Genomic DNA, 24609 nt, shown 5'->3' with positions numbered 1-24609 from the left:
AAAATCTACTAAGCTAGTGAAACTTTATAATTTAAAAGATTTTAAGTCCTTTTTCAAAAAAAGGAAATGAAATTATAACTATTTAAGCTTAAAGGGGAATTAAATAAATAAAATAAATAATATAAATATTTGTTGGGTTTTGGGGATAAGTAAAGATGGGAAGGTAAAGTAAAAGAAATTAAGGTTTGGATAAAGAAAGAAAGGTGGGGGGAGGTAAAACATACTTGGAAGTTTAATGATAATAAAAAATTATAAGATTAAGCAATATACAGAAATATATGACTTAGGGAAGATGAATTCCCTAAGTTTAGAAATATTTAAAATTTCAATACTTCAAAAAATACTCTTGAATTTTTTTAGGATCACTTGTTTTTGTAAGTGCTAACATAAGCAAAACTCTTGCTTTTTGCGGATTTAAATCTTCAGCACTGATAAAACCTAGTTTCTTATCCGAATCACTCACAGCAACACGCCCTGCTACAACTCTTGAGCTTACAACAACATCAAGTCCTTGCTTCATAAGCTCTTTTAAAACATTTTTTTGGTCCTCATGTATGCTTCCTGCACCACTTCCAGCTATAACTAGACCCTTAGTGCCATTTTCAAACAAAGCTTTTGCCGCAACGCCGCTACCATCGTTTGAATAGGTATAGAGTATATCTACTTTTGGTAAGCTTGTGAGTTTGCTTACATCAAATGGGGCGTTTTTTGTGTGTGCCTTAGCTACATTATTGTAGAAAAAGACTTTTCCATCTACTATATAACCCAAATCCCCAAAATCGACAGAAGAAAAAGCATCTACATTTAAACTATGGGTTTTTACCACACCCCTAGCACTTAAAATTTTATCATTCATAGCTACCATAACACCTTTACCCCTAGCTTCTTTGCTAGCAGCTAATGCCACAGCATTATAAAGATTCTTTGGACCATCGGCACTTATGGCAGTTGATGGACGCATAGCACCAACTAAAACCACAGGCTTATCGCTTTTAAGGGTTAAATTTAAAAAATAAGCACTCTCTTCCATAGTATCAGTCCCATGGGTAATAACCACTCCATCTACCCCTTCAGCAAAAAGCTTATTGATTTCTTTAGCAAGCTTTAGCCAAATTTCATCACGCATATTTGAACTATCAATATTTGCTATTTGCTCTCCACTGATATTGGCCAAATCCTTAATTTCCGGAACCGCTTTGATTAAAACATCTACGCCAACAACCCCCGCTGTATAACCTGTTGTAGCAACAGCACTATCAATGGAACCTGCTATCGTTCCACCTGTTGCTAAAATAGCAATTTTAGGCTTAGCTTCTGCCATACCTGCTCCTATGGTTAAAAATGCTAATATACACAATAATAACTTTTTCACGACTCTCCCCTTATTTGTTGAAATTTAGTTTCATAACGAAACTTATATATTATATTAATAAATAATAAATAAAATTTTTATAAATTTATGAAAATTTTATAAAATTTCTTTAATAACAAATTGTGGAGTTACCAATCCTCTAAATTCATTCCTAGAAATACTTCCAAGCAAAGAAATATTTTGATTTAACTCAGGCTCTTTATCAAAATTAAAAAACAAAGCCTCTATGGTTTTATTTTCCTTAGTTAAAATAAGCTTTAAGTGTTTTTCATCCTTGCCTAAAAGCTTTTTATTTTTCACACAAAGACTTTCTAAAACAAAAAAAGGTCTTGGATTTTTATGCCCAAAAGGTTCAAAAGATTCTAAAATTTCAAGCATTTCAAAATCAATTTCACTAGGTTCTAAAATTCCTAAAATTTCATCTGTATCCAAAAATTCACTTTCAGAAATTTGCGAACATTCTTCTTTAATTTTACTTCTAAATTGTTCAAAATTTTCCAATTTTAAGCTAATTCCAGCAGCACCTTTATGACCGCCGTAATTACTCAGTATAGAATTTGCCTTAGAAATCAAAGCTAAAATATCAATCTTACCCACACTCCTTGCACTGCCCTTTAAACGCTGCTTATTTTGAGAAAATACAAAGGCAGGTTTGTTAAAATGTTTAGCTAAACGACTTGCCACTATGCCCAAAACCCCTTCATGCCAATTTAAACCCGACACCACTATACAGGCATCCTTTTCATCGATTTGATTTAAACTATCTTCAAAAAGCTGTTTTTCTTCATCTTTACGACTTTCATTAAAACTAACAATTTGCTCTAAATATTCTAAAGCTTTGTTGAAATCTTTAGTGTGTAAAAATTCATAAGAAATACTTGCATCATCCATTCTTCCAGCACTATTGATGAGCGGAGCAATTAAAAATCCTATATTATCAATAGCAAATTTATCTTTTTGATAATAATGCTTAATAGCCTTAAAAGCAGCTCTTTTGGATTTGTTAATATGCTCTATACCCCTTCTAACTAAGGCTCTGTTTAAATCCCTAAGCTCCATCATATCGGCTATAATGGCTATGGCTAAAAGCTCTAAGAATTTACTCATATCGTATTTAAGCTTACACACCTCTTTTAAAGCCGCTATCAAATACCAAGCCACCTGTGCTCCACAAATTTCAATTTCTGGAAAATCACAATCTTTTTGCTTAGGATTGATAATAGCAAAAGCTTCAGGCAAAAGCTCTTGAGGCGAATGGTGGTCTGTAATGATTAAATCAATTCCCCTTTGCTTACAAAGCTTCGCCGCCTCAAAAGCAGCTATACCATTATCCACAGTGATGATTAATTTCACATCAAGCTCATTAATAAGCTCAGCATTTAATCCATATCCATCTTTAAAACGATTTGGAATTCTTACTATATAATCAAAACCTATATCATCGAAAAATTCCGCCATTATCACACAAGAAATTATCCCATCCACATCATAATCACCCACTATGGCTATCTTCTCATCTTTTTCTATGGCTTGCTTGATGCGATGTGCCGCCTTATAAGCATCCTTTAAACAGCAAGGCAAAGGCAAATCACAAAGCTTGGTGTGTAAATCCTTTTCAAAACGGGAGGCTAGAATTTTTTTGATTTCATTTTTATCAATGATTTTCATAGCTTAAAGCTGCCTTGATAAAAGCACAAATTACGGGATTAACACGCTCAAGTCTTGAAGTGAATTCAGGATGAAACTGCACGGCTAAAAAGAAAGGGTGTAAATCAAGCTCAATCGCCTCAATCAAGCCTTCACTTTCTCCACTTACTATCAAGCCTTTTTCTTCTAATGCTTTTCTATATTTTGGATTGGCTTCATAGCGGTGGCGATGGCGTTCTTTGACATTTTTTGCTTCATTATAGACCTTAGCTAAAAGGGATTTTTCTTTAATATCGCATTTATAAGCTCCCAAACGCATAGTGCCGCCTAAAGGGGTTTTTGCGGTGCGAATTTGTTTTTTGCCATTACCATCCATAAATTCATCAATCAAATAAACCACAGGATTTTGACATTTCTCATTAAATTCGCTTGAATTGGCATCTTTAAGCTTTAAAACATTTCTAGCAAATTCTATTAAAGCCAGTTGCATACCCAAACAAATTCCTAAAAAAGGAATTTTATTTTCTCTAGCGTATTGAATAGCTTTTATTTTACCCTCAACGCCACGATATCCAAATCCCCCCGCGACTAAAATTCCACTCACATCTTTAAATACTTCAGAACTTTGCATATTTTCAAGTTTTTCACTATCTACCCATTTAAGCTCAACTCTAGTATCTAGAGCTGCTCCTGCGTGTATAAGGGCTTCAGTAAGGCTTTTATAACTTTCTTTTAAATCCACATACTTGCCCACAAAAGCGATTTTAACTTCATTGCTTGGTGCTATAACCCTTTTTACTAAAGAATCCCAATTTTCCATATTAGGTTTTAAATTTTTTAAATCCAAAATTTCAGCAATAGGACTTAAAATATCTTGCTTTAAAAAATTAAGTGGAATTTGATAAATACTTGCCGCATCAACACTTTCTATCACGCAACTTTTCTCCACTCCGCAAGAAATAGCGATTTTATCCTTTAAATCCCTATCCAAAGCCTTTTCACTACGACAAATAATCATATCAGGACTAATGCCTATGCGTCTTAACTCGCCTACGCTGTGTTGGGTTGGCTTGGTTTTTAACTCCCCTGCAGCCTTGATAAAAGGCACTAGAGTAAGATGGATATTCATAGCATTATTTTTACCCACTTCTAAACGCAAAGCACGAATGGCTTCTAAAAAAGGCAAACCCTCTATATCCCCAACGGTGCCACCTATTTCAACAATAAGTATATCTTTGCCTTCTCCTGCTTTTTTAATGCGTTCTTTAATTTCTCCTACTATATGGGGGATAACCTGAATGGTTTTACCAAGATATTCCCCACGCCTTTCTTTTTCAATCACACTTTGATAAACGCGTCCTGTGGTGAAATTATTATCTTGAGTTAAACTCTCATCTAAAAAACGCTCATAATGCCCTAAATCCAAATCCGTCTCCGCCCCATCATCGGTTACAAAAACTTCTCCATGTTCAAAAGGACTCATAGTGCCCGGATCTACATTGATATAAGGGTCAGCTTTTAAAATACTCACTTTAAGCCTTGAATTTTTCAAAAGTGTTGCGATAGAAGCAGCGGCTATTCCCTTACCTAAAGAACTTAAAACCCCGCCTGTTACAAAAATATATTTTGTTTGTTTCATTGATAATAAGCCTTATTTTTTTGTCTAATTATAACTTGATAAAACTTTTTATTTCATTAGAATTTTAAGTAAAAAATGCAAGAATTACGAAAATATTTTTTGATATATAAAGGAATAACTATGCAAATCACTTTACTTTTTCATACCCCGCTTTCTGTTTGTTCTCACGCTATTCGCACTTGTTGGCAAAGCTTTGATAAAGGCGATTGTGGTGGTGAAAAAGATAAAGAACTTATCGATAGAGTGGGAAATAAATTCAAACACGCATCCACTTTAGAACACTTAAATTACACTTTTTATATACAAGGAATTTCAAGAGCTTGCTTGCAAGAAGTGGCAAGGCACCGTCATACAAGTCCTAGTGTCAAAAGCACGCGTTATACTTTAAAAGAATTGCGTAATGAGAGCGAATTTAAAATAGGAGATTTTGAAAATGCGGGGCGTTATTTGGTGCTTTGTGGAAACGAAGAGATTGATAATGCCAGTATCAAAGCCCTAGAAAATTTGCGTCTTATCTTGCAAAAAAGCATTAGTTTAGACTTAGCTAAATACTGCTTACCTGAGAGTTATAAAACCGAGCTTACTCTAACAATTAATGCAAGGAGTTTGCAAAATTTTGTCTCACTTCGTAGCTCCAAATCAGCCCTTTGGGAGATTAGAGCTTTAGCTAATGCTTTATTTAAAGCCCTACCCCAAGAACATCAATTTGTCTTTGAACACTGCCTACACAAAGATATAGAATAAATCATACTAATTTTATCTTATTTAAAATATTTTTGTGTTAGTATTTATCAAATCAAGCTTTTATGTGGGTATATTTTCATATATTTCACATTTGATTATAGTTTCTTAAAAAGGACTTTTTATGGATAAACAATTTTTTCAAGATTTTTTAATGCTTTCGCAAGTTCATACCATAGTTATTCTTGCTATACTTTGTGTTGTTTTTTACGCATTAAAAAAGATGCGTGATGTTAAAATCAACTTTTCTCTTCGTATGTTATTTGCACTTGCGATAGGTTTAAGTTTGGGTTTTGCTTTGCAATATTTAGCTGATTTTCCAGATAGCAAAGAAGCAAGCAATATACTTTGGTATAGCGAAACCAAACATTGGTTTGCTTTTATAAGCTCCGTTTTTGTAGCTTTTATAAAAATGCTAGTTGTCCCCCTTGTAAGTATTTGTATTGTAAAAGTTATTATAGAAATTGATAAAAACATCAAAATTTCTTCTTTGCTTGGGGTAAGTCTTTTTTGGATACTCCTTAGCACAGCCATTGCGGCTATTATAGGTGTTATTTTGGGTGTGAGCTTTGATTTGGGAGCAAATTTCGCAGTGGGTGAGAGTGGCAAACAAATAAGAGAAATTCAAACTTTCTCAGGCATCATACTAGGACTAATTCCTAGCAATATTATCGCAGCTATTAATAAAGAAAATATTATAGCTATTGTCATTTTTTCTTTTTTTATAGGCATTAGTGCAAAGAAAATTTCTAAAAAAGAAGAATACGAACAAGCTTTTAAAAGCTTTCAAAATTTTATTTTAACCTTTTATAATATTATGATGAATATGACTGCCATAGTTATTAGATTTATGCCTTATGCTGTGGTTTGTATGATGGCAAATGTGCTTCTTAGCAATGGTTTTGAGGCGATTAAGACAGCGGGACTTTTCATCATGCTCATTTATGTGGCTATGTTTATAATGTTTGGAGTGCATTTTTTACTTCTTGCTTCACAAGGATTAAACCCTATAAAATACGCAAAAAAAGCTTTTCCCGTGTGGTTATTTGCATTTAGCTCAAGATCTTCTTTAGGCACTTTACCTATGACAACTTCCACTTTAGAAAATAAATTTGGAGTCAATTCAGCTGTGGCAAATTTTGTCGCTAGTATAGGCACCACTACTGGACTTAATGGTTGTGCGGGTTATTTTCCTGCTTTGGCTGCGGTTTTTGTAGCCTTTGCTACGCATACGCCTATTGATTTTACTTTTGCTTTAATGATAGTTTTAGTAGCCATAATCGGTTCTTTGGGTATAGCTGGAGTGCCGGGCAGTGCGACTATGGCGGCTTCTATAATGTTAGCTGGAATTGGATTTGGTAATAATTTTGTAATGCTAAGTCTTATTTTAGCCATAGACCCCATAATCGATATGGCAAGAACAGCCAGCAATGTCTCAGGTGCTATGACCTCAGCTCTTTGCACGGCAAAAAATTTAAAAGCCTTAGATAAGGAAGTTTATAATTCTTAAAAGAAGTTGCCAAAGGGCAGCTTCTTTTTTTACTGACACCCTTCACATTCTACACTTCTATCAGCCACATTGACCTTTTCGCTATCAGGACTTTCGCTTCTTAAATAATAAGTCGATTTTACACCTAACTCCCAAGCGAGTTGATAAATTTCATTTAAATATCCCCCACTTGCCTTATCCAGCGATAAAAAGATATTTAAACTTTGCCCTTGGTCTATCCACTTGCCACGCACAGCTGCAGCTTTTACAAGAATTTTTTGGTCAAGCTCATAGGCTGGGGTATAGTATTGCCAAGTTTCAAGGCTTAAATTGGGAACTACCACAGGTATCATACCGCTTAAATTCTGTTCAAACCATTTTCTCTTATACACAGGCTCTATGGTTTGAGTCGTGCCTACAAGTATGGATATGCTTGAAGTGGGTGCAATAGCCATTAAATAACCATTTCTCATACCATCTTTTTTAACCTTTTCTCTCAGTTTAGCCCAATCACATTCACTTTGGTCAAAAAGCCCATCTCTTAAAGTTAAAGCCTTAGCCTTAGCACTAGCCACATCAATAGGAAAAATCCCCTTACTCCAATTTGAACCTTCAAAATCTTCATAAGCTCCTTTTTCAAGAGCCAAATTCGAACTTGCACTAATAGCTTCATAGCTAATTTGCTCCATAAGCTCATCGATTTTACTCAAATGCTCATCACTTCCCCAGTGAATTCTAGCTTCAGCAAGCATTTGTGCCTCACCCATCACGCCAAGTCCTATGGAACGGGATTTTAAATTTGTATCCTTTACTTTTCTATGCGGATAAAAATTCAAATCAATCACATTATCAAGCATACGGATAGCCGTTGGCACCACCCTAGCAATATCTTCTTTGCTATGCACCTTGCTAAGATTAATACTAGCTAGATTACAAACGGCAGTTTTTCCATCATTTTTATATTTTTCTACTATATAAACCTTGTTGCCATTAATGCTATCTAGGGTTGAAATTTTCTTAGCTAATTTTTCATAGCCTCCATCCACCACAACCTTTTGTTCTTCATCAAAATGAAGCTCTTCGCCATTTTCAAAAACCACTTTGATTTGATAATAATTTGGCTCAGTATTTTGAAAAATTTCCGTGCATAAATTTGAGCTTCTAATAATGCCTGTGTGGGCGTTTGGATTAGCTTTATTGGCACTATCTTTAAAGCATAAAAAAGGCAGTCCTGTTTCAAAATAATTAAGCAAAATTTTCTTCCAAAGCTCCTTAGCTTCGACAATTTCTTTGACTATACTCTCATCTTTTTCATATTCTTCATAACGCTTCTCAAAAGCTTCGCCGTATAAATCGCATAAAAGAGGCGTATCGGCAGGGTCAAAAAGAGTCCATTTATCATTAGCCCTAACTCTTTTCATAAAAAGGTCATTCACCCATAAGGCTGGAAAAAGCTCGTGAGCCCTACGCCTTTCTTCGCCTGAATTTTTACGCAAATCTATAAAATCATTGATGTCCATATGCCAAGTCTCAATATAAACAGCAATGGCTCCCTTTCTTGTGCCTAGTTGATCAACAGCTACGGCTATATCATTAGTGATTTTAAGAAAGGGAATAATCCCTCCAGCAGCATTTTTATGTCCATCTATGCTTCCACCCATAGCACGCACCTTAGACCAGTCCCAGCCTATACCTCCACCAAATTTAGAAAGTAAAGCCATTTCTTTATAGCTATCAAAAATACCCTCGATATTATCAGGGGTTGAACCTATATAACAAGAGCTAAGTTGATGACGGGTTGTTCTTGCGTTTGAGAGTGTAGGAGTAGCAAGCATAAGCTCAAATTTAGAAATCAAATCATAAAATTTCTTCGCCCATTCTTGAGGGTTAAATTCATTTTGTGCTAAAAACATCGCAATAGCCATAAACATCTGCTGAGGAAGCTCCATAGGCATACCCTTGCTATCCTTAATCAAATATCTATCATAAAGGGTTTTAATCCCCAAATAAGTAAATTGCATATCCCGTTCAGGCTTGATATAAGCATTTAAATCATCTAAATCATATTTTTCTTTAAGCCCAAGTAAAATTCTTCCTTCTTTTTCGCCCTTCTCAAAATATTCACGCAAATGATTGTAACGATTCATACCATTGACTTTTTTATACAAATCAAACAAAAAAAGCCTAGCCGCAACAAAGGTCCAGTTAGGACAATCAATATCTATCTTATCCACTGCGGTTTTGATTAAAGTCTTTTGAATTTCTTCTGTTGAAATTCCATCACGAAACTGAATTTTCGCATCAAGTTCTAGTTCGCTTAAATTCACGCCCTCTAAATCCTTAACCGCATCAGAAGTGCATTTTTTGATTTTAGAAACATCTAATTCTTCTGTGCGACCATTTCTTTTAATAACTTTCATTGCCCTGCCTTTTATTTAAATACTCTTGCAAAAATCGCATCTACATTTTTCGTGTAGTAAGCATAGTCGAAGCATTTGCGTATGTCTTCTTCGCTTAATTTTTTCCTTAAGTCCTCATCTTCTAAGAGTGCAAGCAAAAATAAACTCTCATTTTTTTCATTGATAGCCGCTTTACCTTCTTGTAAATCCGCCCAAACTTTCATCGCATTTCTTTGGACTATTTTATAAGCTTCTTCGCGGCTAAGACCCTTAAAAGGAAGCTCTAAAAGCACTCTCCCTGAAAAGACTAAACCGCCTGTGAGATTGAGATTTTTCATCATATTTTGTGGATAAACCAAAAGCTTATCCACTAAATTTGTAAGCCTTACTAGCATAAAATCAGCCGTGATAAAAGCATCAGGCAATATAAATCTTTCAACGCTTGAATGGCTAATATCTCTTTCGTGCCAAAGAGCGACATTTTCAAGGGCTGGAGTTACAAAGGAGCGTAGCACCCTGCAAAGCCCTGTGATATTTTCGCTTAGCACTGGATTTCTTTTGTGAGGCATAGCTGAACTTCCCTTTTGCCCAACGCTAAAATACTCCTCAGCTTCATAAACTTCTGTTCTTTGAAAATGCCTTATAGCCACAGCTATTTGCTCACAACTTGAAGCTAAAATCGCAATAGCAGAAATCACCTGAGCGTAGCGGTCTCTTTGAATGACTTGATTAGAAACCCTAGCGGGTTTTAGACCCAAATCCTTACAAATTTCTTCTTCAAATTCCAAAGGAGCGTGGGCGAAATTCCCCATAGCACCGCTTATTTTTCCATAACTTATCACTTCTTTTGCGTGGATTAAAAGCTCTTTAGCGTTTAAAATGGCATCATACCAAATAGCCATCACTAAACCAAAAGTGATAGGTTCGCCGTGAATGCCGTGGCTTCTGCCTACCATCAGGGTATTTTTATGCTCCAAAGCACGCCTTTTAATCGCTTCTAAAAGCAAAGACACATCTTCTAAAATAAGCTCTAAACTCTCTTTCATCTGCAAAGCCACAGCCGTATCGATACAATCTGAACTTGTCATTGCATAATGCACAAAGCGACTTTCTTCTCCTAAGCTCTCACTCACGCTAGTAAGAAAGGCTATGACATCGTGTTTTGTAGTTTTTTCTATGGCGTCTATTCTGGCTATATCAAATTTTGCGTTTTTAAGAATTTTTTCGCAGTCTGTGTCATTGATAAGACCTAGTTTATTCCAAGCTTTTATGGCGGCTAATTCTACTTTTAACCACGCATCGTATTTTGCCTTTAAATCCCATTTTTTAGCCATAATTTCACGGCTATATCTTTGAACCATTTCCCAAACCTTTTTTGGTTATAATTTTTAAAAAAGAAATGCGATTTTAGCTAAAAAAAATTTAGAGAAAGGTTAAGAGAAAGGTTAAAGTGGCTTATACGAAAATAAAACTAGCAAACAATGGAAAAAAGGCTTTTCAAATCCTTATGGAAAATTTAAAAATCACTATGAATGAAGCCCAAAAGCTCATTGATAAAAAAAGACTTTTTTGCGATGGAATTTTGGTAGAAAAAAAGAATGAGCTTTTAAAAGGAGTGGTTGAGCTTGTCGTTTATGAAAACCATCCTAAAGGAGTGGAAATTGTCTTTGAAAACGAAGATTTTGCCGTGCTTGAAAAGCCAAGTGGGGTGCTAAGTCATCCTAATGGTAGGCATTGTGAGTATAGCCTGTGTGATGAAATTTGGTCTTTGTGGGGAAAAGAAGCTTGCGTTGCTCATAGACTGGATAAAGAAACGAGCGGTCTTATATTGGTCGCTAAGAATAAAATATCACAAATTAGTCTTAAGACAATGTTTGAAAAAAAAGAAATACAAAAAGAATACCTAGCCCTTGCAAGGGGACAAATCAAAGAAAATTTCATAGTGGATAAAGCCCTAGCTTTAGCCAAAAATTATGATAATATAAAAACGAGAATGCAAATTCACAAGCAGGGCAAAAAAGCCTTGAGTGAATTTGAAGTTTTAAGCTATTTTCCTGAGTTTAATGCTACGCTTTTGCTTTGCAAACCCTTAACAGGTAGGCAACATCAAATAAGAGTGCATTTATATCATAAAAATCACACCCTTTTAGGCGAACCCCTTTACGGGCTTAATAAAGAACAAGTCGAAGATATTTTAGATGGAAAATTAAGCACAAAAAAGCGGCTTAGACTCACGGGTGCGAAGCGTTTGTGCTTGCATTCTTATCGCTTAAAATTTAAATATAAAGAACAAAATTTTGACCTGAAATCAAAAATCAATGTAAAAGAAATTTTTAACTATTTTATGAGATAAAATTGATAGCTTAAAAAATTTATATCTTTATCAAAATTTTAAAATAAAATAAATTTTTGATTAAAATTTTAGTATAATTAAACAAAAAACGAGGTTTATCAATGAAATTTGTTAATTTTTTACTGGGCCAAAAGCCTAGTTTAGGAGTGCTAAATTCTAGTCAAAAAGTTGTAAGTTTTGCCGAACTTGGTATTGAAACTAATGATATGAATGAATTTATCATCTATTTTAATCAATTCAAACACAAGCTTGTTGATTTAGACTCTAAAACAGCTTATGAACTTCCAAAAGAAAACTATCTAGCTCCCATTATCGAACCGCGACAAGATATCATATGTCTTGGGATAAATTTTTTAGACCACGCTAAAGAATCCGCCCAATTTAAAGGCGAAAAATTTGAAGAAAGGGCTTATCCTGTATATTTTGGAAAACGCTGCAACCAAGCTACATCTCCCTTCGGCGATGTGCCTTTGCACGCAGATGTAACCTCCCAGCTTGATTATGAATGTGAGCTTGCATTTGTTTTAAGCAAAGACGCTTATAAAATTAAAGCTGAAGACGCCAAGGATTATATTTTTGGCTATACCATTATCAACGAAATTTCAGCCCGCGAACTTCAAAAACGGCACAAACAATTTTATCGAGCAAAAAGCCTAGAAGGTAGCACCATTATGGGACCTTATATTACAAGCGTAGATGAAATTTCTTATCCACCCAAACTAAAGCTTCAAAGCTATGTCAATGATGAACTACGCCAAAACTCTAATACCGAATTATTTATTTTTGATATTGCTTATGTTCTAGAAGAGTTGAGTGCAGGTATGCTTTTAAAAGCGGGAAGTATTATATCTATGGGAACTCCTAGCGGGGTGGGTATGGGGCTAAATCCACCCACTTTTCTTAAGTCAGGAGATAAGGTTCGTTGTGTCATAGAAAATTTAGGAGAGCTTTGCAATACAATAAAATAAAAGCAAAAATATTAAATAAGCAAAGAATAATTAAATAAAAATTATATTATAATATTTTTTTAAAAATTAATTTTAGGAATTCGTCGTGAGAATAATAATAGCTATTTTATGTTGTGTCAATATCATTTTTGCAATTGATATGATAACCCCTATCCCAAATCATATCGAATACGATAAAGCAAAAATGAATTTAGGGAAAAGTATTTATATGGATACAAGCCTTTCTAAAGATGGAAAGGTGTCTTGTAATTCTTGCCATAGAATTGATAAATATGGTGTCGATGGACTTGAGTTTTCCATAGGGGTCGATAATCAACTTGACAAACCCTTCAACACCCCTACAAGTTTTAATTCTGTTTTTAATTTTGTCCAGTTTTGGAATGGTAGAGCCAAAGACCTTAAAGAACAAGCAAATTTCCCATTTTTTAACCCGAAAGAAATGGGCTTAACCCCTGAACTTCTTTTACAAAAAATCAACGCTAATAAAAGCTATGTCGAGCAATTTAAAAAAATCTATGGAAAAATTGACCTAGACAGCATAGCTGATGCTGTGGCGGAATTTGAAAAAACCCTCATCACTCCAAATTCACCTTTTGACCGCTATCTTTTAGGAGATGAAAATGCTATTTCACAACAAGCTAAAAAGGGCTATGAAGCCTTTAAATCTAATGGTTGCATCTCTTGCCATCAAGGGCAAAATATTGGCGGAAATATGTTTCAAAAAATCGGTATTTTTGAAACATACCCTAATCAAGAAAATCTTGGAAGATATGAAATCACAAAAAAAGAAGCAGATAAGATGGTCTTTAAAGTCCCTAGTCTAAGAAATGTAGCCAAAACAGCTCCTTATTTTCACGATGGTTCTATTCCAACTTTAGACGCTTGCGTTCAGTTTATGGCTTATTATCAATTGGGTAAATTCTTAAACCAAGAAACCGTTGATAATATCGTAGCCTTTTTAGAAAGCTTAACGGGAGAGTATTATGGCAAATAAGAAAAGTCCATTTTTAATCAAATTCATTGTTTTATCTATTTTGGTTTTGATTTTTATCCTTGTCTTGCTAGGCATTATTTTTAACAATTATTCTTCTTACAAAAACAATAAAGAGCTTTTAAATATCGTTCAAGAGCTTGAAAAACAAGATGAAAAAATTAACAATGTATTTCAAAATAGCTTTAGCTTTACTAACTACGACCAAAGCAATCAAGCTGTGATAAAAATGCGAGAAGATTTAGAAAAGCTTAAATCATTTGGAATCGATACAAATGAAGTTGAAAGAATTTTTAACGAAAAGCTCACCCAGCTTGAATTCTTTAAATCCGCTAACTCCATTGCCGTTAATTCTAAGCTTTACTTGTTTGAACTTGCAAAAAATTATTTTGAAGAATTGGAACAAAATCAAAATTTAGACAAAAACAATTATAGAACAATCAGCACTATGCTAGGCGTTCTTTCCAATGAAAACATCTTGCAAAAAACAACACTAAACCAACTTAACGCTCTTATAAGAGAGATTAAAAATGATACAAAAAGTGAAGACTTACAACTCTTTTTAAAACACTATAAGATGATAGTAAAGCAAATTAGCATTATGCAGGATAATTCTATTTTATATGAAAATAACACCTTAATGAAAGAATTTGAAAAACTTAATATCTCAACCCAAGAAGTCATAGAAAAAACCAATTTGTTTAAATTCTACGTCGCCTTGTGTGTTTTTAGTTTTACTTTTTTGCTTTTTATCTTTTTCATTTATCTAACTCTCAAAAAAGTCATTATACCTATCCACACCCTAGAAAGACTGAGTGCTAATTTAGCCGGAGAAGAAGCCAATCTTCATTCTCGTTTAAACATTGACCCAAAAACCGAGCTAGGGCAAAGTGCTAAATACATCAATGCTTTTATCGCAACCGTTCAAAATTCCATCATAGAAGCTGTGGAAAATGCTCAATCAAGCCACGAAAATTCTCAACAGCTTAAAAATAATTCCACCCTGCTTGAAAATAGCTCCAACTCACAGCACGAACAAATTCAAGAAGTAAGAGAAATCACTCAAGTTTTAGATGACCATATCAATCTTGCAGGAAATTTAGCCCAAGAAAGTATAGTCAATATGCAAGATATGCATATCCTAATGGATAAGGTAGAGCTTACTTTAACGCAACTTGTAGAACTCATCAACGAAAACAATGAAAAAGAACAAAACATTGTTTCAAATATGGATAATCTCACTCAAAGTGCTGATAATATCACAGAGATTACAAATTCCATCAAAGATATAGCTGACCAAACCAATCTTCTTGCTTTAAATGCCGCCATTGAAGCTGCACGTGCAGGCGAACACGGAAGAGGCTTTGCTGTTGTGGCAGATGAAGTTAGACAGCTTGCCGATAAAACAAGTAAATCTCTTCTTAATATCAACGCAACCGTAAATACCATAGTCCAACAAATCAATGATAATAAGTCCCTAATGGATATTATCCAAGAATCTATGAAAGAAACATCACTTAAAACCAATGACTTGCAACAAGAACTTGTCAATTCTATACATAAGCTTGAAAGCTCCATAAAATCAACACAAACTATGAGAGATAAAAGTATGGATGTGAAAGACAAAATGGTCATTTTAGGAAGCAATATCGATAAAGTAAATGAACTTGCAAATTCTGTTAAAATTCTTTCTTGTGAAATTAACAATATCTCTGAAAATGTCCTTAATGGGGCTTCAAAACTCTCCAAAAAACTCAGTAGCTTTCAATAATCTCCGCATTAAAAATTAATGCGGTTTTTGTTAAAAATTTATTTTTGTTTTATATTTTTAGAGTAAAATTAGCGGTTTTTATTTCAAAGGAGATACTATGGAGTTTCTTGAACTTTTATTAGTTTTAATCGCCTTGATATTAATTATCAAAAAACCAGAAAAAGAAAATTTAGCTTTTGGTTTGGTAATGATAGCTTGGCTTTTAATGGTTTTTTTCTACGTTGGCCACAAAACAGGCGCACTTTTAACGATAATGAATCTGTAAGGATGGGCTAAATGAACGAAATCAATAAAACAAGAAATTTTTACGCACTTATGTGCTGGGCGGGTTTTTTAATCATACTTTTGCCTGTGGGTATTGCAAATTTTGTATTTGGTTATATGTTGGGCGATAGTCCTTGCACGCTTTGCTGGGGTCAAAGAGAAGCGATGATTTTCATAGGTGTGATGGCACTTTTTATTGTTAGATATGGTATGAAAGGAAAATACCTTGCCGCTCTTTTAATTATGACTGCAGTAGGTCTTTATCAGTCTTTTGCCCACTATGGCAACCACGCTCATAGAGATTTAGACCAAGGCTTTGGCTTAGCGGTTTTTGGTATCCATACTTATTTTTGGGCTGAAGTAGTATTTTGGGCTGTTGTATTGCTTTTGGGCGTGATTTTTGCTTTTGCTCCTAAATTTAATGCTTTTGAAAGCGAACTTAATGGAGAAAAATTTAGAAAATTTACCAAATTTAGTTTCGCAGCAGTTGCAATCAGCACCATTATCGTAGCGTCAAATGTTTTCCAAGCTTTTGTTAGCACAGGCGTTCCTCCTTATGTTGGACAAGGCGACCCTGTAAGATTTAGCCTAAATCCAAAATATATCATTTGGAGTACAGATGGCTGGAAGGGTTTATGGCAAAATATCTCCTTCCTAGGCAAACGCGATGTTAAAGCTCCTGATTATGCTTTTGCACCTGCAAGCGATAAGCTCAATGTGAAATTTGATAATGACACAAATAATGCTCCATTTGCAAAAATTGACGATGAGCTTAAAATAACAGATGAAAAAACCATAGCCTTTGATAAACCTATCAACACTCTTGATTATATCAATGGTGAGTTTGTGGCGAGTTCTAAATGGGATGTGGCTTTCTTGGATAATGATTTTAGCGTTAAGGAAGGTTTTGAGCTTGACCCTTATTTTTCAGCTACTATCGACCCTATCATAGGCATTATCCCTTATATGAATGACAAATTTATACTTATGGGTTCAAACAAATCTTTCTTAAGATTTGCAAAAAATCCTAATGCAAGTGAAGAAGACATCGCCAAGCAATACGCTGATTTTGTAAAAGGCAATGACAAATTCAAAGGACAAGGCGAAGGTTTGGGTCGCGGAAGACTTGACACGGTAAGAGCTAAATTTAACCATGTAGCAAGTATGACAAATGACGAGAAGTATTTTTATCTAGCCACTACACCAAACAATAAAGACGCAAAAAGCTTTGTCATCTCTAAATTTTCTCTTAAAGACAGAGTGCTTTCAGGCGAATTCACTCCAAAAGCAGAACTTAAAGAAGGCAAAAGCTTAGGAGACTTGTATGTTACTTCTATGACTTTTAAAGATGGAAAAATTTATGCACTTAGCAAAAATCACAATGTGATTGCGTTAATTGACCCTATCAAAGAAGAAGTTGTAAAAACTATCGCTTTCCCAAGCTCTATCACAAATGCTAGAAGTATATTCTTTAAAGATGGAAAAATCAACATTCTTTCTTATCAAGATGGAGCAAACAAGCTTTATACTTTAAATTAAGCTTTAAGTCCTAGTGTAGCTAGGACTTATATTTAATCTTATCTTTAAAACCTACTTGTTTAAAGCCCCTTAGCCTTAGCAAACAGCTATCACACTCCCCACACGCCTCATCTTCACTCTCATAGCAAGACCAAGTAAGTTCTAAAGGCACATTTTCTTTTAAAGCTAGTTCTACAATTTGAGCTTTGTTTAAGTGGATTAATGGGGTTTTTAAACACACTTTAAATTGCTTATTTGTGCCTTCATTGATAAATTCTTGTGCCTTTTGTATAAACTCATAGCCACAATCAGGATAACCGCTACCATCTTCTCCTACCACTCCTATAAAAATACTCTCACAATTTTCCTTTTCGGCTAAAGCACCTGCTATACTTAAGAAAATTCCATTGCGAAAAGGCACATAGGTAATAGGCAAAGTATCGCTAGGCTCATTTTCAAGCTCATTTTTAGGTATGGCTAAATTTTCATCTGTCAAAGCATTGCCCCCTATATCTTTGATAAAACTCACATTTAAAATATAAGATTTTTTCACATTCAAAGCCTTACAAATTTGCTTAAAACACTCCCTTTCTTTAACTTGAGTGCGTTGCTCATAGTCAAAATGCAAAGCAATGATTTCATAGCCTTCTTTTTTAGCCAAATAAGCACACAGCGTGCTATCCATACCCCCACTTATAATACAAAGGGCTTTTTTACTCATTTTTATCCTTAAATTTGATATAATCACTAATTTTAACAAATTTTTCAAAGGGTAAATTAAATGATAAACATAAAACTCATAGAACATATCTTTAAAGCCGCTTCGATTAGCCGCTGGAACGATTATCCAAGAATGGCAAATTTAGTCGAACTTGACAAACAAGCTCACAAATTCATCATCGCCTATTTTATCGCTAAAATGGAAGAGAATATCGATATGAAAGCCCTTATAGAAGGGGGGATTTTTGAATTTTTAAGTCGCGTTGTGGTTACGGATATACGCCCTGATGTGTATCACGAAATCGTAAGACAAAAAAAGGGCGAAGTGAATGCTTGGGTTTTAAGCAAAATCGAGCCTATGATAGAAGATATAGAAGAGGGGGAATTTTTAAAGCGTTTTGAAGCGTATTTAAACAGCAATACTTACGCTAAAGAAAGGCTTATCTTAAAAGCGGCTTCGTATTTTGCTACAAGATGGGAATTTAAAATCATTTATCAAACCTCATCTTTTTTAAGCGACATAGAAGAGATTAAAAACAAGGTAGAAGAAGAATTAGAAGATTATTACGAACTTATAGGAGCCAGAAAAATAGCTTTAAATCAAAAAATCGCTAAAATCATCGATTTAAGCGGTCGCTTGCGTTTTCAAAAAAGATGGGCGCAAACTCCACGCATACCTGAAACGGCGGTTTTAGGACATATGCTTGTGGTGGCGATTTTAAGCTATTTTTATTCGCTTAAAATAAAAGCTTGTGATAAAAGGCTTGAGAATAATTTTTATTGTGCGCTTTTTCACGACCTTCCTGAAAGTCTTACAAGAGACATCATAAGCCCCGTAAAATACGGCATAGAAGGACTTCACTTAATCATTAATGATTATGAAATGAAACTTATCAATGAAAGAATCCTGCCCTTTGTGCCTGAAAATTTAAGAGCTGAATTTGCCTATATACTAGGCATTAGAGCGGGTAGAGATGAAGAGCCAATCTGGATAAAGAATGAGTTTGAAAATCGCACTTTTAAAAATGGGGTAGTGGAGCTTTGTAGTGGGAGTTTAAATGCTTGTAATGAAAATGAAATGGGAGCTATCGATGGTAAAGCCTTAAAATATTGCGATAAAATCGCTGCCTTCATAGAAGCAGGACTTAGCATAAGCTACGGAGTAAAATCTAAAGAGCTTGAAACTGGCTTTTTGGGAATGTATGAAAGCTTTAAAGAAAATCCAACCATAGACGGAGTGAGCTTTTTAAAAATTTGTGAAGATTTTTTGTGCTATTTTGACATAAAAATTTGATTTTAATAAAATTTTAAAGAAAAATTTCATAAATTTATACCCTTAATTTTAAACCCAAGGAGAGAAAATGAATTACTCTAATCTACCGCAAAAAAGATACACCCTAGCCTTTTTCATCGGTATTATAGCAGGGGTATTTGGAGCTATTGTAAAATGGGGCTGGGAAGTGCCTTTTCCACCAAGAAATCCTAGCATACCTTGGCCTGTTGATGCCATGGAGCGTGTAACACCACCTAAAATTTTTCTTGAGCAATTAGGACTTCCTACGGACTGGACTTATTTATTCTCAGGCATATCCCAACCCCTATCTATTTTCATCGTGCATGTAGGGTTTTCCGTAGTTTTTGGCGTGGCTTATTGTATGATAGCGGAAAATTGGCCTCGCATTAAGATGTGGCAAGGAGCTGTTTTTGGTTTTTTTGTTTATCTTTTTGCCCATGTTATCGTTATGCCTTTGATAGCAGAAGTGCCGCCTTTACCACAAATTCCACTTGATGAACATTTATCTGAACTTTTTGGACACATTGTTTGGCTTTGGGGTATGGAAATCGTGCGTAGGGATTTAAGAAATCGCTTCACTAAAGAAATAGAAGAATGAAAGGTTTTCCTTTCATTCCATATCCAAAACTGCACCTTTACTGGCATTACTAACAAGTTTTTGATACATTCTAAGCCATCTTGAAGGCACTTCTTTTTGAACCCATACAAATTCTTTTTTGCGTTTAGCTATTTCTTCTTCACTTAAATTAGCATAGATAGTATAAGCATCTACATCAATTTCTATTTCATCTCCATCTTCTAAAAGAGCTATAAGCCCACCTTCAGCAGCTTCTGGGCTAATATGTCCCACACTTAAGCCCCTAGTGGCACCACTAAAACGCCCATCTGTGATTAAAGCCACATCAGCACCCAGTCCCATTCCCATCAAAAGCGAAGTAGGACTCAACATTTCTTGCATACCCGGACCCCCCTTAGGACCTTCATAGCGAATCACACAAACACAGCCCTTTTGCACCTTGCCTTTCATTATGCCTTTAATGGCTTCATCTTGAGAATTAAAACAAACCGCTTTGCCTTTAAATTTCCGCTCCCCCGTGATACCCGCTGTTTTTATCACACAACCTTGCGTAGCTAAATTCCCAAACAAAACAGCCAAGCCACCCACGCTAGAATAAGCATTAGTTATTTTACGAATGATATTTTCATCTTCAATTTTCGCACCCTTTAAATGCTCTTTAAGGCTTTTGCCATTTATCATCAAAGCATCAAGCTCTAGTAAATGCTCTTGTCTGCTTGAAATTTCAGCCATTACCGCACGCACTCCGCCAGCGTTATGAATATCTTCCATATAAACGCTATTTAAAGAAGGGGCGATTTTAGCAATGTGAGCGGTGTTTTGCGAGATGGAATTTAATTCTTTAATATCCAGCTTCACGCCCGCTTCCCTAGCAATAGCTAACATATGCAAGATGGTATTAGAACTTCCCCCCATAGCCATATCAACTACCAAAGCGTTTTGAATGGCTTTTTTGGTGATGATGTTTTTGATTTTAAATTTTTCATCAAGGGCTATTTCACAAATTCTCTTAGCCGCCTTTCTTAAAAGCTCTTCTCTTTGCGGTGTGAGTGCCAGTAAGGTGCCATTGCCTTCTAAGGCTATACCCATAGCTTCACACAGGGTATTCATAGAATTGGCTGTAAACATTCCAGAACAAGAGCCCCCACCCGGACAAGCCTTGCACTCTATTTCTTTAAATTCTTCCTCAGTGATTTTTTTAGCTTCATAAGCTCCCACCGCTTCAAAGACCGAGCTAAGACTGATTTTATCGCCCTTTTTGGTCATTCCTGCTTTCATAGGACCCCCGCTTACAAAGATGGTTGGGACATTCACCCTTAAAGCCCCCATAAGCATACCCGGCGTGATTTTATCGCAATTTGGCAGACAAATAAGTGCATCAAGCTGATGGGCATTCATCACGCTTTCAATGGAATTTGCAATAATTTCACGACTTGGCAGAGAATAAAGCATACCCCCATGCCCCATCGCTATGCCATCATCTACGCCTATGGTATTAAACTCAAAAGGCACACAGCCATTTTTGCGAATTTCATCCTTGATAATCTTAGCGTATTCATTTAAGAAAAAATGTCCGGGAATGATGTCTATGTAGGAATTGGCTACGCCTATGAAGGGTTTATCAAAATCCTCATCCTTTAAACCACAAGCCCTAAGCAAAGAGCGGTTAGGTGCTTTTAAAGCTCCTTTTTTAATCGCATCACTACGCATAAAAACTCCTTAAAAAATTTTTAATATTATAGGAAATTAAGCTTATATTTTAGTGAAGTAATTTTGATATACATTTTCATAAATGATAAAAATTATCAATTGACAAAGATATTTTTTTATAATACAATGCTTTTTGATAATCAAAAAAGGAGTCAAAATGAGACAATACGAAACCTATAAATGTCAAAAATGTGGCAATGAAGTAGAAGTTCAAAATGTGGGTGGAGGCAAACTTAGTTGTTGTGGCGAAGAAATGCAATGTATCACTACAGATTTAACTGCAGTAAATTTAATGAAAGCTTTTGCAGGCGAATCTATGGCAAGAAATAAATATGATTTATTTGCTGATGTTGCCGAAGAAGAAGGTTGGCATGCGGTTGCAAGACATTTTAGAGAAGCAGCTGAAAATGAGAAATGGCACGCAAGAGCAGAATTTAAAGCTTATCATGAAATCGTTGATGGTAAAGCTTTAGAAATTACAACCAAAAATTTAGTAAGTGCCGCAGAAGGTGAAAACTATGAGCATACAACTATGTATCCAAATTTTGCAAAAATCGCTGAAGATGAAGGTAAAAAAACCATAGCAAGATTATTTACAGCTATTGGTAAAGTGGAAATCGAACACGAAAGAGAGTATCTAGCACTCAAAAAAATGCTTGAAGAAGAAGAATTTTTCAATAGCGAAGTAGAAGAACTATGGGTTTGTGAAGTGTGTGGGCATATACATCGTGGCAAAAAAGCTCCAGCAGCCTGTCCTTTATGTAAAGCACCAAAAGAGTATTTTAAACGTGAATTTTTAGGTTAAGTTAAGAAATTCTTATCCTTTTTTAAGATAGTATTATAATTATTTTTTAATAAAAAGGATAAGAAAATGAAAAAATTACTATTTTTATTTTTTGCTTTAACGGCTTTTCTTTTTGGTGCTGTTAATATCAATACAGCCACACTAGAAGAGCTAAAAACACTAAATGGCATAGGAGAAGCTAAGGCTAAAGCCATTTTAGAATACCGAGGGGAAGCGAATTTCACAAGCATTGATGATTTAAAAAAGGTTAAGGGCATAGGGCAAAAGCTTTTTGAAAAAATCAAAAATGATATTGTTGTAGAATAAAAGGGCATTTTTTGCCCTTCTTTTTAGAAAAATTTGAAAAGCTTATTTGACGCAAAAGAACTTTCAAACGAATTTGATATAAATTTAATCGGTATTGACGAGGCAGGTCGGGGTGCTTTAGCAGGTCCTATGATGATGGCAGCTTGTAAATTGCATAAAGAACTTAAAGGGCTGTGTGATTCTAAAAAACTCAGCGAAAAAAGACGCGAAGAACTTTATGAAATCATCATCAAAAATTCAAGCTATCTTATCCTTGCCTTTTCCAATGAACAAATCGACACACTGGGCTTAAGCACTTGTTTAAAAACAGGCTTAAAGCTTATAAAAAAGCATTTTAGAACGCAAAATTTTTTATACGATGGCAATAGTGATTTTGGTGTAAGTGGAATTAAAACACAAATCAAAGCCGATGCCACCATACAGCAAGTAAGTGCCGCTAGCATATTAGCAAAGGTCAGCAAAGATAGAGCGATGAATTTCTTAGCCCAAAACTTTCCCTGCTATGAATTTGAAAAAAACAAAGCCTATGGCACAAAAGCTCATAAAGAACTTATAGCTAAATTTGGAATTTGCAAACTCCACCGCAAAAGCTTTAAGCTTTCATAAAACTCTTATGCAAACTCAAAGCACATTCTATACCATCTTTTATAGCCCAAACGACTAGAGATTGACCCCTTCTAGCGTCCCCGCAAGCAAAGATTTTTTTATGAGTGGTTTGGAAATTTTCTGTGCTTATGTTGTTTTTCTCATCTAATTTCACTCCAAAATTTTTAGCGATAGCTTCTTCACTCCCGCTAAAACCCATAGCCAAAAGCACCAAATCAGCTTTGTAAGTTTTGCTGGAATTTTCAAGCTCTATATTCACAGCCTTGCCCTTTTGAATTTCGCGTTTTAAATCACTTGCCACAACCCCTTCTACCCTATCCTTGCCTAAGAATTTTTGAGTCATTTTTTGATATTCTCTAGGGTCTTTTCCATACACGGCAATGGCTTCTTCTAAACCATAATCTGTCGTAAAAATATCAGCTTTTAAAGGCCAAGGATTGTTTTGACTTCTTTGTAAAGCTCTTTTAGGGCTTCTTTCAAAACGCACTATGGATTTAGCTCCTTGTCTTGTTGCCACAGCGATACAATCAACACTCGTATCCCCACTTCCTATAACTAAGACATTTTTGCCTTTAGCTGTATCTGCACCCTTGCCTGTTTTTAGCAAGGTTTTAGTATTTTGCGTTAAAAAATCAAGGGCAAATTCCACGCCTTTTAGCTTCCTACCTTCTATATCCAAATCAATAGCCCTACTCGCACCCGTGCAAAGCACTAAAGCATCAAATTCTTTAAGAAGTTTTAAAACCTTATCTTTGCTATTGATATTTTCATTTACCTTAAATTCAATCCCGCTTTTTTCAAGCAAATCCACCCGTCTATCCACCACGCTTTTTTCAAGCTTCATATCAGGGATACCATACATCAAAAGTCCGCCTATTTTATCGCTTCTTTCAAAGACACTTACCTTATAGCCCAAAGAATTTAAGGTATCAGCACAAGCAAGTCCAGCCGGTCCGCTTCCTATGATAGCAATTTTCTTGCCATTGTATTTTTTAGGCTTTTGCACGCTTACCAAGCCTTCTTTAAAAGCATTTTCTATGATGGCAAGTTCGTTATTTTTAATACTCACGCTAGCCCCATTAATCGCACACACGCAAGAATCTTCACAAGGAGCAGGGCAAACACGACCCGTAAATTCAGGGAAAGGATTAGTAAGCCTAAGTCTCTCATAAGCCTCGCTCCACAAAGAACGGTATATTAAATCATTCCACTCAGGAATGAGATTATTCAAAGGACAGCCCACATCCTTACCTTCACTCATCACACCCGTATGACAAAAAGCCACCCCACAATCCATACACCGCCCCCCTTGAATTTCTTGCTCTTTTTTATCCAAAGCTCTTGTAAATTCCTTGAAATTTAAAACCCTTTCCTTAGGAGCAATTTTTTTACAATCCATTCTTTTAAAGTCCAAAAAACCTCTTACATTTCCCATTTTT

Annotated in this window: 20 protein-coding genes and 2 pseudogenes; 14 read left to right on the top strand and 8 right to left on the bottom strand. The window is 35.2% G+C overall.

The features are described 5' to 3' along the window. Positions 1 to 325: 325 nt before the first annotated feature. The 3 genes from ACLL8X_RS05655 to pyrG all read right to left on the bottom strand — a co-directional run bounded on the left by ACLL8X_RS05655 (position 326) and on the right by pyrG (position 4658). Complete coding sequence (locus ACLL8X_RS05655; RefSeq protein WP_411989952.1) at positions 326 to 1333, bottom strand: type II asparaginase; 1008 nt, start codon at positions 1331 to 1333, stop codon at positions 326 to 328. A 135-nt stretch (positions 1334 to 1468) separates the two neighbouring features. Beyond that, positions 1469 to 3040: a single-stranded-DNA-specific exonuclease RecJ gene (gene recJ, locus ACLL8X_RS05650; RefSeq protein ID WP_411989945.1), complete on the bottom strand. Its 1572-nt coding sequence runs from the start codon at positions 3038 to 3040 to the stop codon at positions 1469 to 1471. Beyond that, on the bottom strand, positions 3027 to 4658 hold the full coding sequence (gene pyrG / locus ACLL8X_RS05645; RefSeq protein WP_411989944.1) for a CTP synthase: 1632 nt from the start codon (positions 4656 to 4658) through the stop codon (positions 3027 to 3029). Before pyrG ends, recJ begins: the two co-directional genes overlap by 14 nt. A 120-nt stretch (positions 4659 to 4778) precedes the next feature. Here pyrG and thyX point away from each other — a divergent pair, with 120 nt between their 5' ends. Together thyX and ACLL8X_RS05635 are read left to right on the top strand one after the other, a co-directional pair. Next, positions 4779 to 5402, top strand: coding sequence for an FAD-dependent thymidylate synthase (thyX, locus tag ACLL8X_RS05640; protein ID WP_411989943.1), 624 nt, complete (start codon positions 4779 to 4781; stop codon positions 5400 to 5402). Positions 5403 to 5523: 121 nt separating this feature from the next. Beyond that, the gene (locus ACLL8X_RS05635; RefSeq protein WP_411989942.1) at positions 5524 to 6909 is read left to right on the top strand and encodes a cation:dicarboxylate symporter family transporter; all 1386 of its coding nucleotides are present in this window, start codon (positions 5524 to 5526) and stop codon (positions 6907 to 6909) included. Between the two features lie 29 nt (positions 6910 to 6938). Here ACLL8X_RS05635 and ACLL8X_RS05630 read toward each other — a convergent pair whose 3' ends face one another. Both ACLL8X_RS05630 and purB read right to left on the bottom strand, forming a co-directional pair. Next, positions 6939 to 9308: a ribonucleoside-diphosphate reductase subunit alpha gene (locus tag ACLL8X_RS05630; protein ID WP_411989941.1), complete on the bottom strand. Its 2370-nt coding sequence runs from the start codon at positions 9306 to 9308 to the stop codon at positions 6939 to 6941. 11 nt (positions 9309 to 9319) lie between these two features. After that, on the bottom strand, positions 9320 to 10648 hold the full coding sequence (gene purB / locus ACLL8X_RS05625; protein WP_411989940.1) for an adenylosuccinate lyase: 1329 nt from the start codon (positions 10646 to 10648) through the stop codon (positions 9320 to 9322). A gap of 89 nt (positions 10649 to 10737) precedes the next feature. Here purB and ACLL8X_RS05620 point away from each other — a divergent pair, with 89 nt between their 5' ends. From ACLL8X_RS05620 to dsbI, 7 genes and pseudogenes are all read left to right on the top strand, one after another. Next, positions 10738 to 11640, top strand: a complete 903-nt coding sequence (locus ACLL8X_RS05620) for an RluA family pseudouridine synthase (protein ID WP_411989939.1) — start codon at positions 10738 to 10740, stop codon at positions 11638 to 11640. Between the two features lie 101 nt (positions 11641 to 11741). Then, complete coding sequence (locus tag ACLL8X_RS05615; protein ID WP_411989938.1) at positions 11742 to 12608, top strand: fumarylacetoacetate hydrolase family protein; 867 nt, start codon at positions 11742 to 11744, stop codon at positions 12606 to 12608. Between the two features lie 85 nt (positions 12609 to 12693). Further along, positions 12694 to 13602 carry a cytochrome-c peroxidase gene (locus ACLL8X_RS05610; protein ID WP_411989937.1) on the top strand — a complete coding sequence of 303 codons (909 nt, stop codon included), beginning with the start codon at positions 12694 to 12696 and terminating at the stop codon, positions 13600 to 13602. Continuing rightward, positions 13592 to 14260, top strand: a pseudogene (locus ACLL8X_RS05605) (DAHL domain-containing protein); the annotation flags it as partial. The gene ACLL8X_RS05610 and the pseudogene ACLL8X_RS05605, both read left to right, overlap by 11 nt. 582 nt (positions 14261 to 14842) lie before the next feature. Beyond that, positions 14843 to 15370, top strand: a pseudogene (locus ACLL8X_RS05600) (methyl-accepting chemotaxis protein); the annotation flags it as partial. A 97-nt stretch (positions 15371 to 15467) separates the two neighbouring features. After that, entirely contained in the window at positions 15468 to 15635 is a 168-nt protein-coding gene (gene dba / locus ACLL8X_RS05595; RefSeq protein WP_126229066.1) for a disulfide bond formation protein Dba, read from the top strand. A gap of 11 nt (positions 15636 to 15646) precedes the next feature. Next, positions 15647 to 17173: a disulfide bond formation protein DsbI gene (dsbI, locus tag ACLL8X_RS05590; RefSeq protein ID WP_411989936.1), complete on the top strand. Its 1527-nt coding sequence runs from the start codon at positions 15647 to 15649 to the stop codon at positions 17171 to 17173. Positions 17174 to 17192: 19 nt separating this feature from the next. On the opposite strand, the gene queC is transcribed toward dsbI, so the two are convergent. After that, the gene (queC, locus tag ACLL8X_RS05585; protein WP_411989935.1) at positions 17193 to 17873 is read right to left on the bottom strand and encodes a 7-cyano-7-deazaguanine synthase QueC; all 681 of its coding nucleotides are present in this window, start codon (positions 17871 to 17873) and stop codon (positions 17193 to 17195) included. Between the two features lie 60 nt (positions 17874 to 17933). On the opposite strand from queC, the gene ACLL8X_RS05580 reads away from it, so the two are divergent. Together ACLL8X_RS05580 and ACLL8X_RS05575 are read left to right on the top strand one after the other, a co-directional pair. Then, positions 17934 to 19166 (top strand): HD domain-containing protein, encoded by a 1233-nt coding sequence (locus ACLL8X_RS05580; RefSeq protein ID WP_411989934.1) that lies wholly within the window; start codon positions 17934 to 17936, stop codon positions 19164 to 19166. 67 nt (positions 19167 to 19233) lie between these two features. Then, positions 19234 to 19764 (top strand): YagU family protein, encoded by a 531-nt coding sequence (locus ACLL8X_RS05575; protein WP_411989933.1) that lies wholly within the window; start codon positions 19234 to 19236, stop codon positions 19762 to 19764. Positions 19765 to 19776: 12 nt separating this feature from the next. On the opposite strand, the gene ilvD is transcribed toward ACLL8X_RS05575, so the two are convergent. Next, complete coding sequence (ilvD, locus tag ACLL8X_RS05570; RefSeq protein WP_411989932.1) at positions 19777 to 21453, bottom strand: dihydroxy-acid dehydratase; 1677 nt, start codon at positions 21451 to 21453, stop codon at positions 19777 to 19779. 157 nt (positions 21454 to 21610) lie between these two features. Between ilvD and ACLL8X_RS05565 the strand changes: the two genes are divergently transcribed. The 3 genes from ACLL8X_RS05565 to rnhB all read left to right on the top strand — a co-directional run bounded on the left by ACLL8X_RS05565 (position 21611) and on the right by rnhB (position 23170). After that, positions 21611 to 22258 (top strand): ferritin family protein, encoded by a 648-nt coding sequence (locus ACLL8X_RS05565; protein WP_411989931.1) that lies wholly within the window; start codon positions 21611 to 21613, stop codon positions 22256 to 22258. Positions 22259 to 22324: 66 nt separating this feature from the next. Then, positions 22325 to 22564 (top strand): ComEA family DNA-binding protein, encoded by a 240-nt coding sequence (locus ACLL8X_RS05560; RefSeq protein ID WP_411989930.1) that lies wholly within the window; start codon positions 22325 to 22327, stop codon positions 22562 to 22564. A 33-nt stretch (positions 22565 to 22597) separates the two neighbouring features. Continuing rightward, positions 22598 to 23170, top strand: a complete 573-nt coding sequence (gene rnhB / locus ACLL8X_RS05555) for a ribonuclease HII (protein WP_411989929.1) — start codon at positions 22598 to 22600, stop codon at positions 23168 to 23170. Here rnhB and ACLL8X_RS05550 read toward each other — a convergent pair. Continuing rightward, positions 23157 to 24605, bottom strand: a complete 1449-nt coding sequence (locus ACLL8X_RS05550; protein ID WP_411989928.1) for a glutamate synthase subunit beta — start codon at positions 24603 to 24605, stop codon at positions 23157 to 23159. The two genes, rnhB and ACLL8X_RS05550, sit on opposite strands and share 14 nt — an antisense overlap. Positions 24606 to 24609 lie beyond the last annotated feature (4 nt).

The sequence above is a fragment of the Campylobacter parajejuni genome, assembly GCF_046764905.1.
GTDB lineage: Bacteria > Campylobacterota > Campylobacteria > Campylobacterales > Campylobacteraceae > Campylobacter_D.
This window is presented reverse-complemented; position numbering and strand designations above follow the sequence as displayed.

Bases quoted from the DNA above. Each gene is read 5' to 3' on its own strand.
- recJ (WP_411989945.1), bottom strand. From the start codon at position 3,040: ATGAAAATCATTGATAAAAATGAAATCAAAAAAATTCTAGCCTCCCGT.
- pyrG (WP_411989944.1), bottom strand. From the start codon at position 4,658: ATGAAACAAACAAAATATATTTTTGTAACAGGCGGGGTTTTAAGTTCT.
- thyX (WP_411989943.1), top strand. From the start codon at position 4,779: ATGCAAATCACTTTACTTTTTCATACCCCGCTTTCTGTTTGTTCTCAC.
- ACLL8X_RS05635 (WP_411989942.1), top strand. From the start codon at position 5,524: ATGGATAAACAATTTTTTCAAGATTTTTTAATGCTTTCGCAAGTTCAT.
- ACLL8X_RS05630 (WP_411989941.1), bottom strand. From the start codon at position 9,308: ATGAAAGTTATTAAAAGAAATGGTCGCACAGAAGAATTAGATGTTTCT.
- purB (WP_411989940.1), bottom strand. From the start codon at position 10,648: ATGGTTCAAAGATATAGCCGTGAAATTATGGCTAAAAAATGGGATTTA.
- ACLL8X_RS05615 (WP_411989938.1), top strand. From the start codon at position 11,742: ATGAAATTTGTTAATTTTTTACTGGGCCAAAAGCCTAGTTTAGGAGTG.
- dba (WP_126229066.1), top strand. From the start codon at position 15,468: ATGGAGTTTCTTGAACTTTTATTAGTTTTAATCGCCTTGATATTAATT.
- dsbI (WP_411989936.1), top strand. From the start codon at position 15,647: ATGAACGAAATCAATAAAACAAGAAATTTTTACGCACTTATGTGCTGG.
- queC (WP_411989935.1), bottom strand. From the start codon at position 17,873: ATGAGTAAAAAAGCCCTTTGTATTATAAGTGGGGGTATGGATAGCACG.
- ACLL8X_RS05580 (WP_411989934.1), top strand. From the start codon at position 17,934: ATGATAAACATAAAACTCATAGAACATATCTTTAAAGCCGCTTCGATT.
- ACLL8X_RS05575 (WP_411989933.1), top strand. From the start codon at position 19,234: ATGAATTACTCTAATCTACCGCAAAAAAGATACACCCTAGCCTTTTTC.
- ilvD (WP_411989932.1), bottom strand. From the start codon at position 21,453: ATGCGTAGTGATGCGATTAAAAAAGGAGCTTTAAAAGCACCTAACCGC.
- ACLL8X_RS05565 (WP_411989931.1), top strand. From the start codon at position 21,611: ATGAGACAATACGAAACCTATAAATGTCAAAAATGTGGCAATGAAGTA.
- ACLL8X_RS05560 (WP_411989930.1), top strand. From the start codon at position 22,325: ATGAAAAAATTACTATTTTTATTTTTTGCTTTAACGGCTTTTCTTTTT.
- ACLL8X_RS05550 (WP_411989928.1), bottom strand. From the start codon at position 24,605: ATGGGAAATGTAAGAGGTTTTTTGGACTTTAAAAGAATGGATTGTAAA.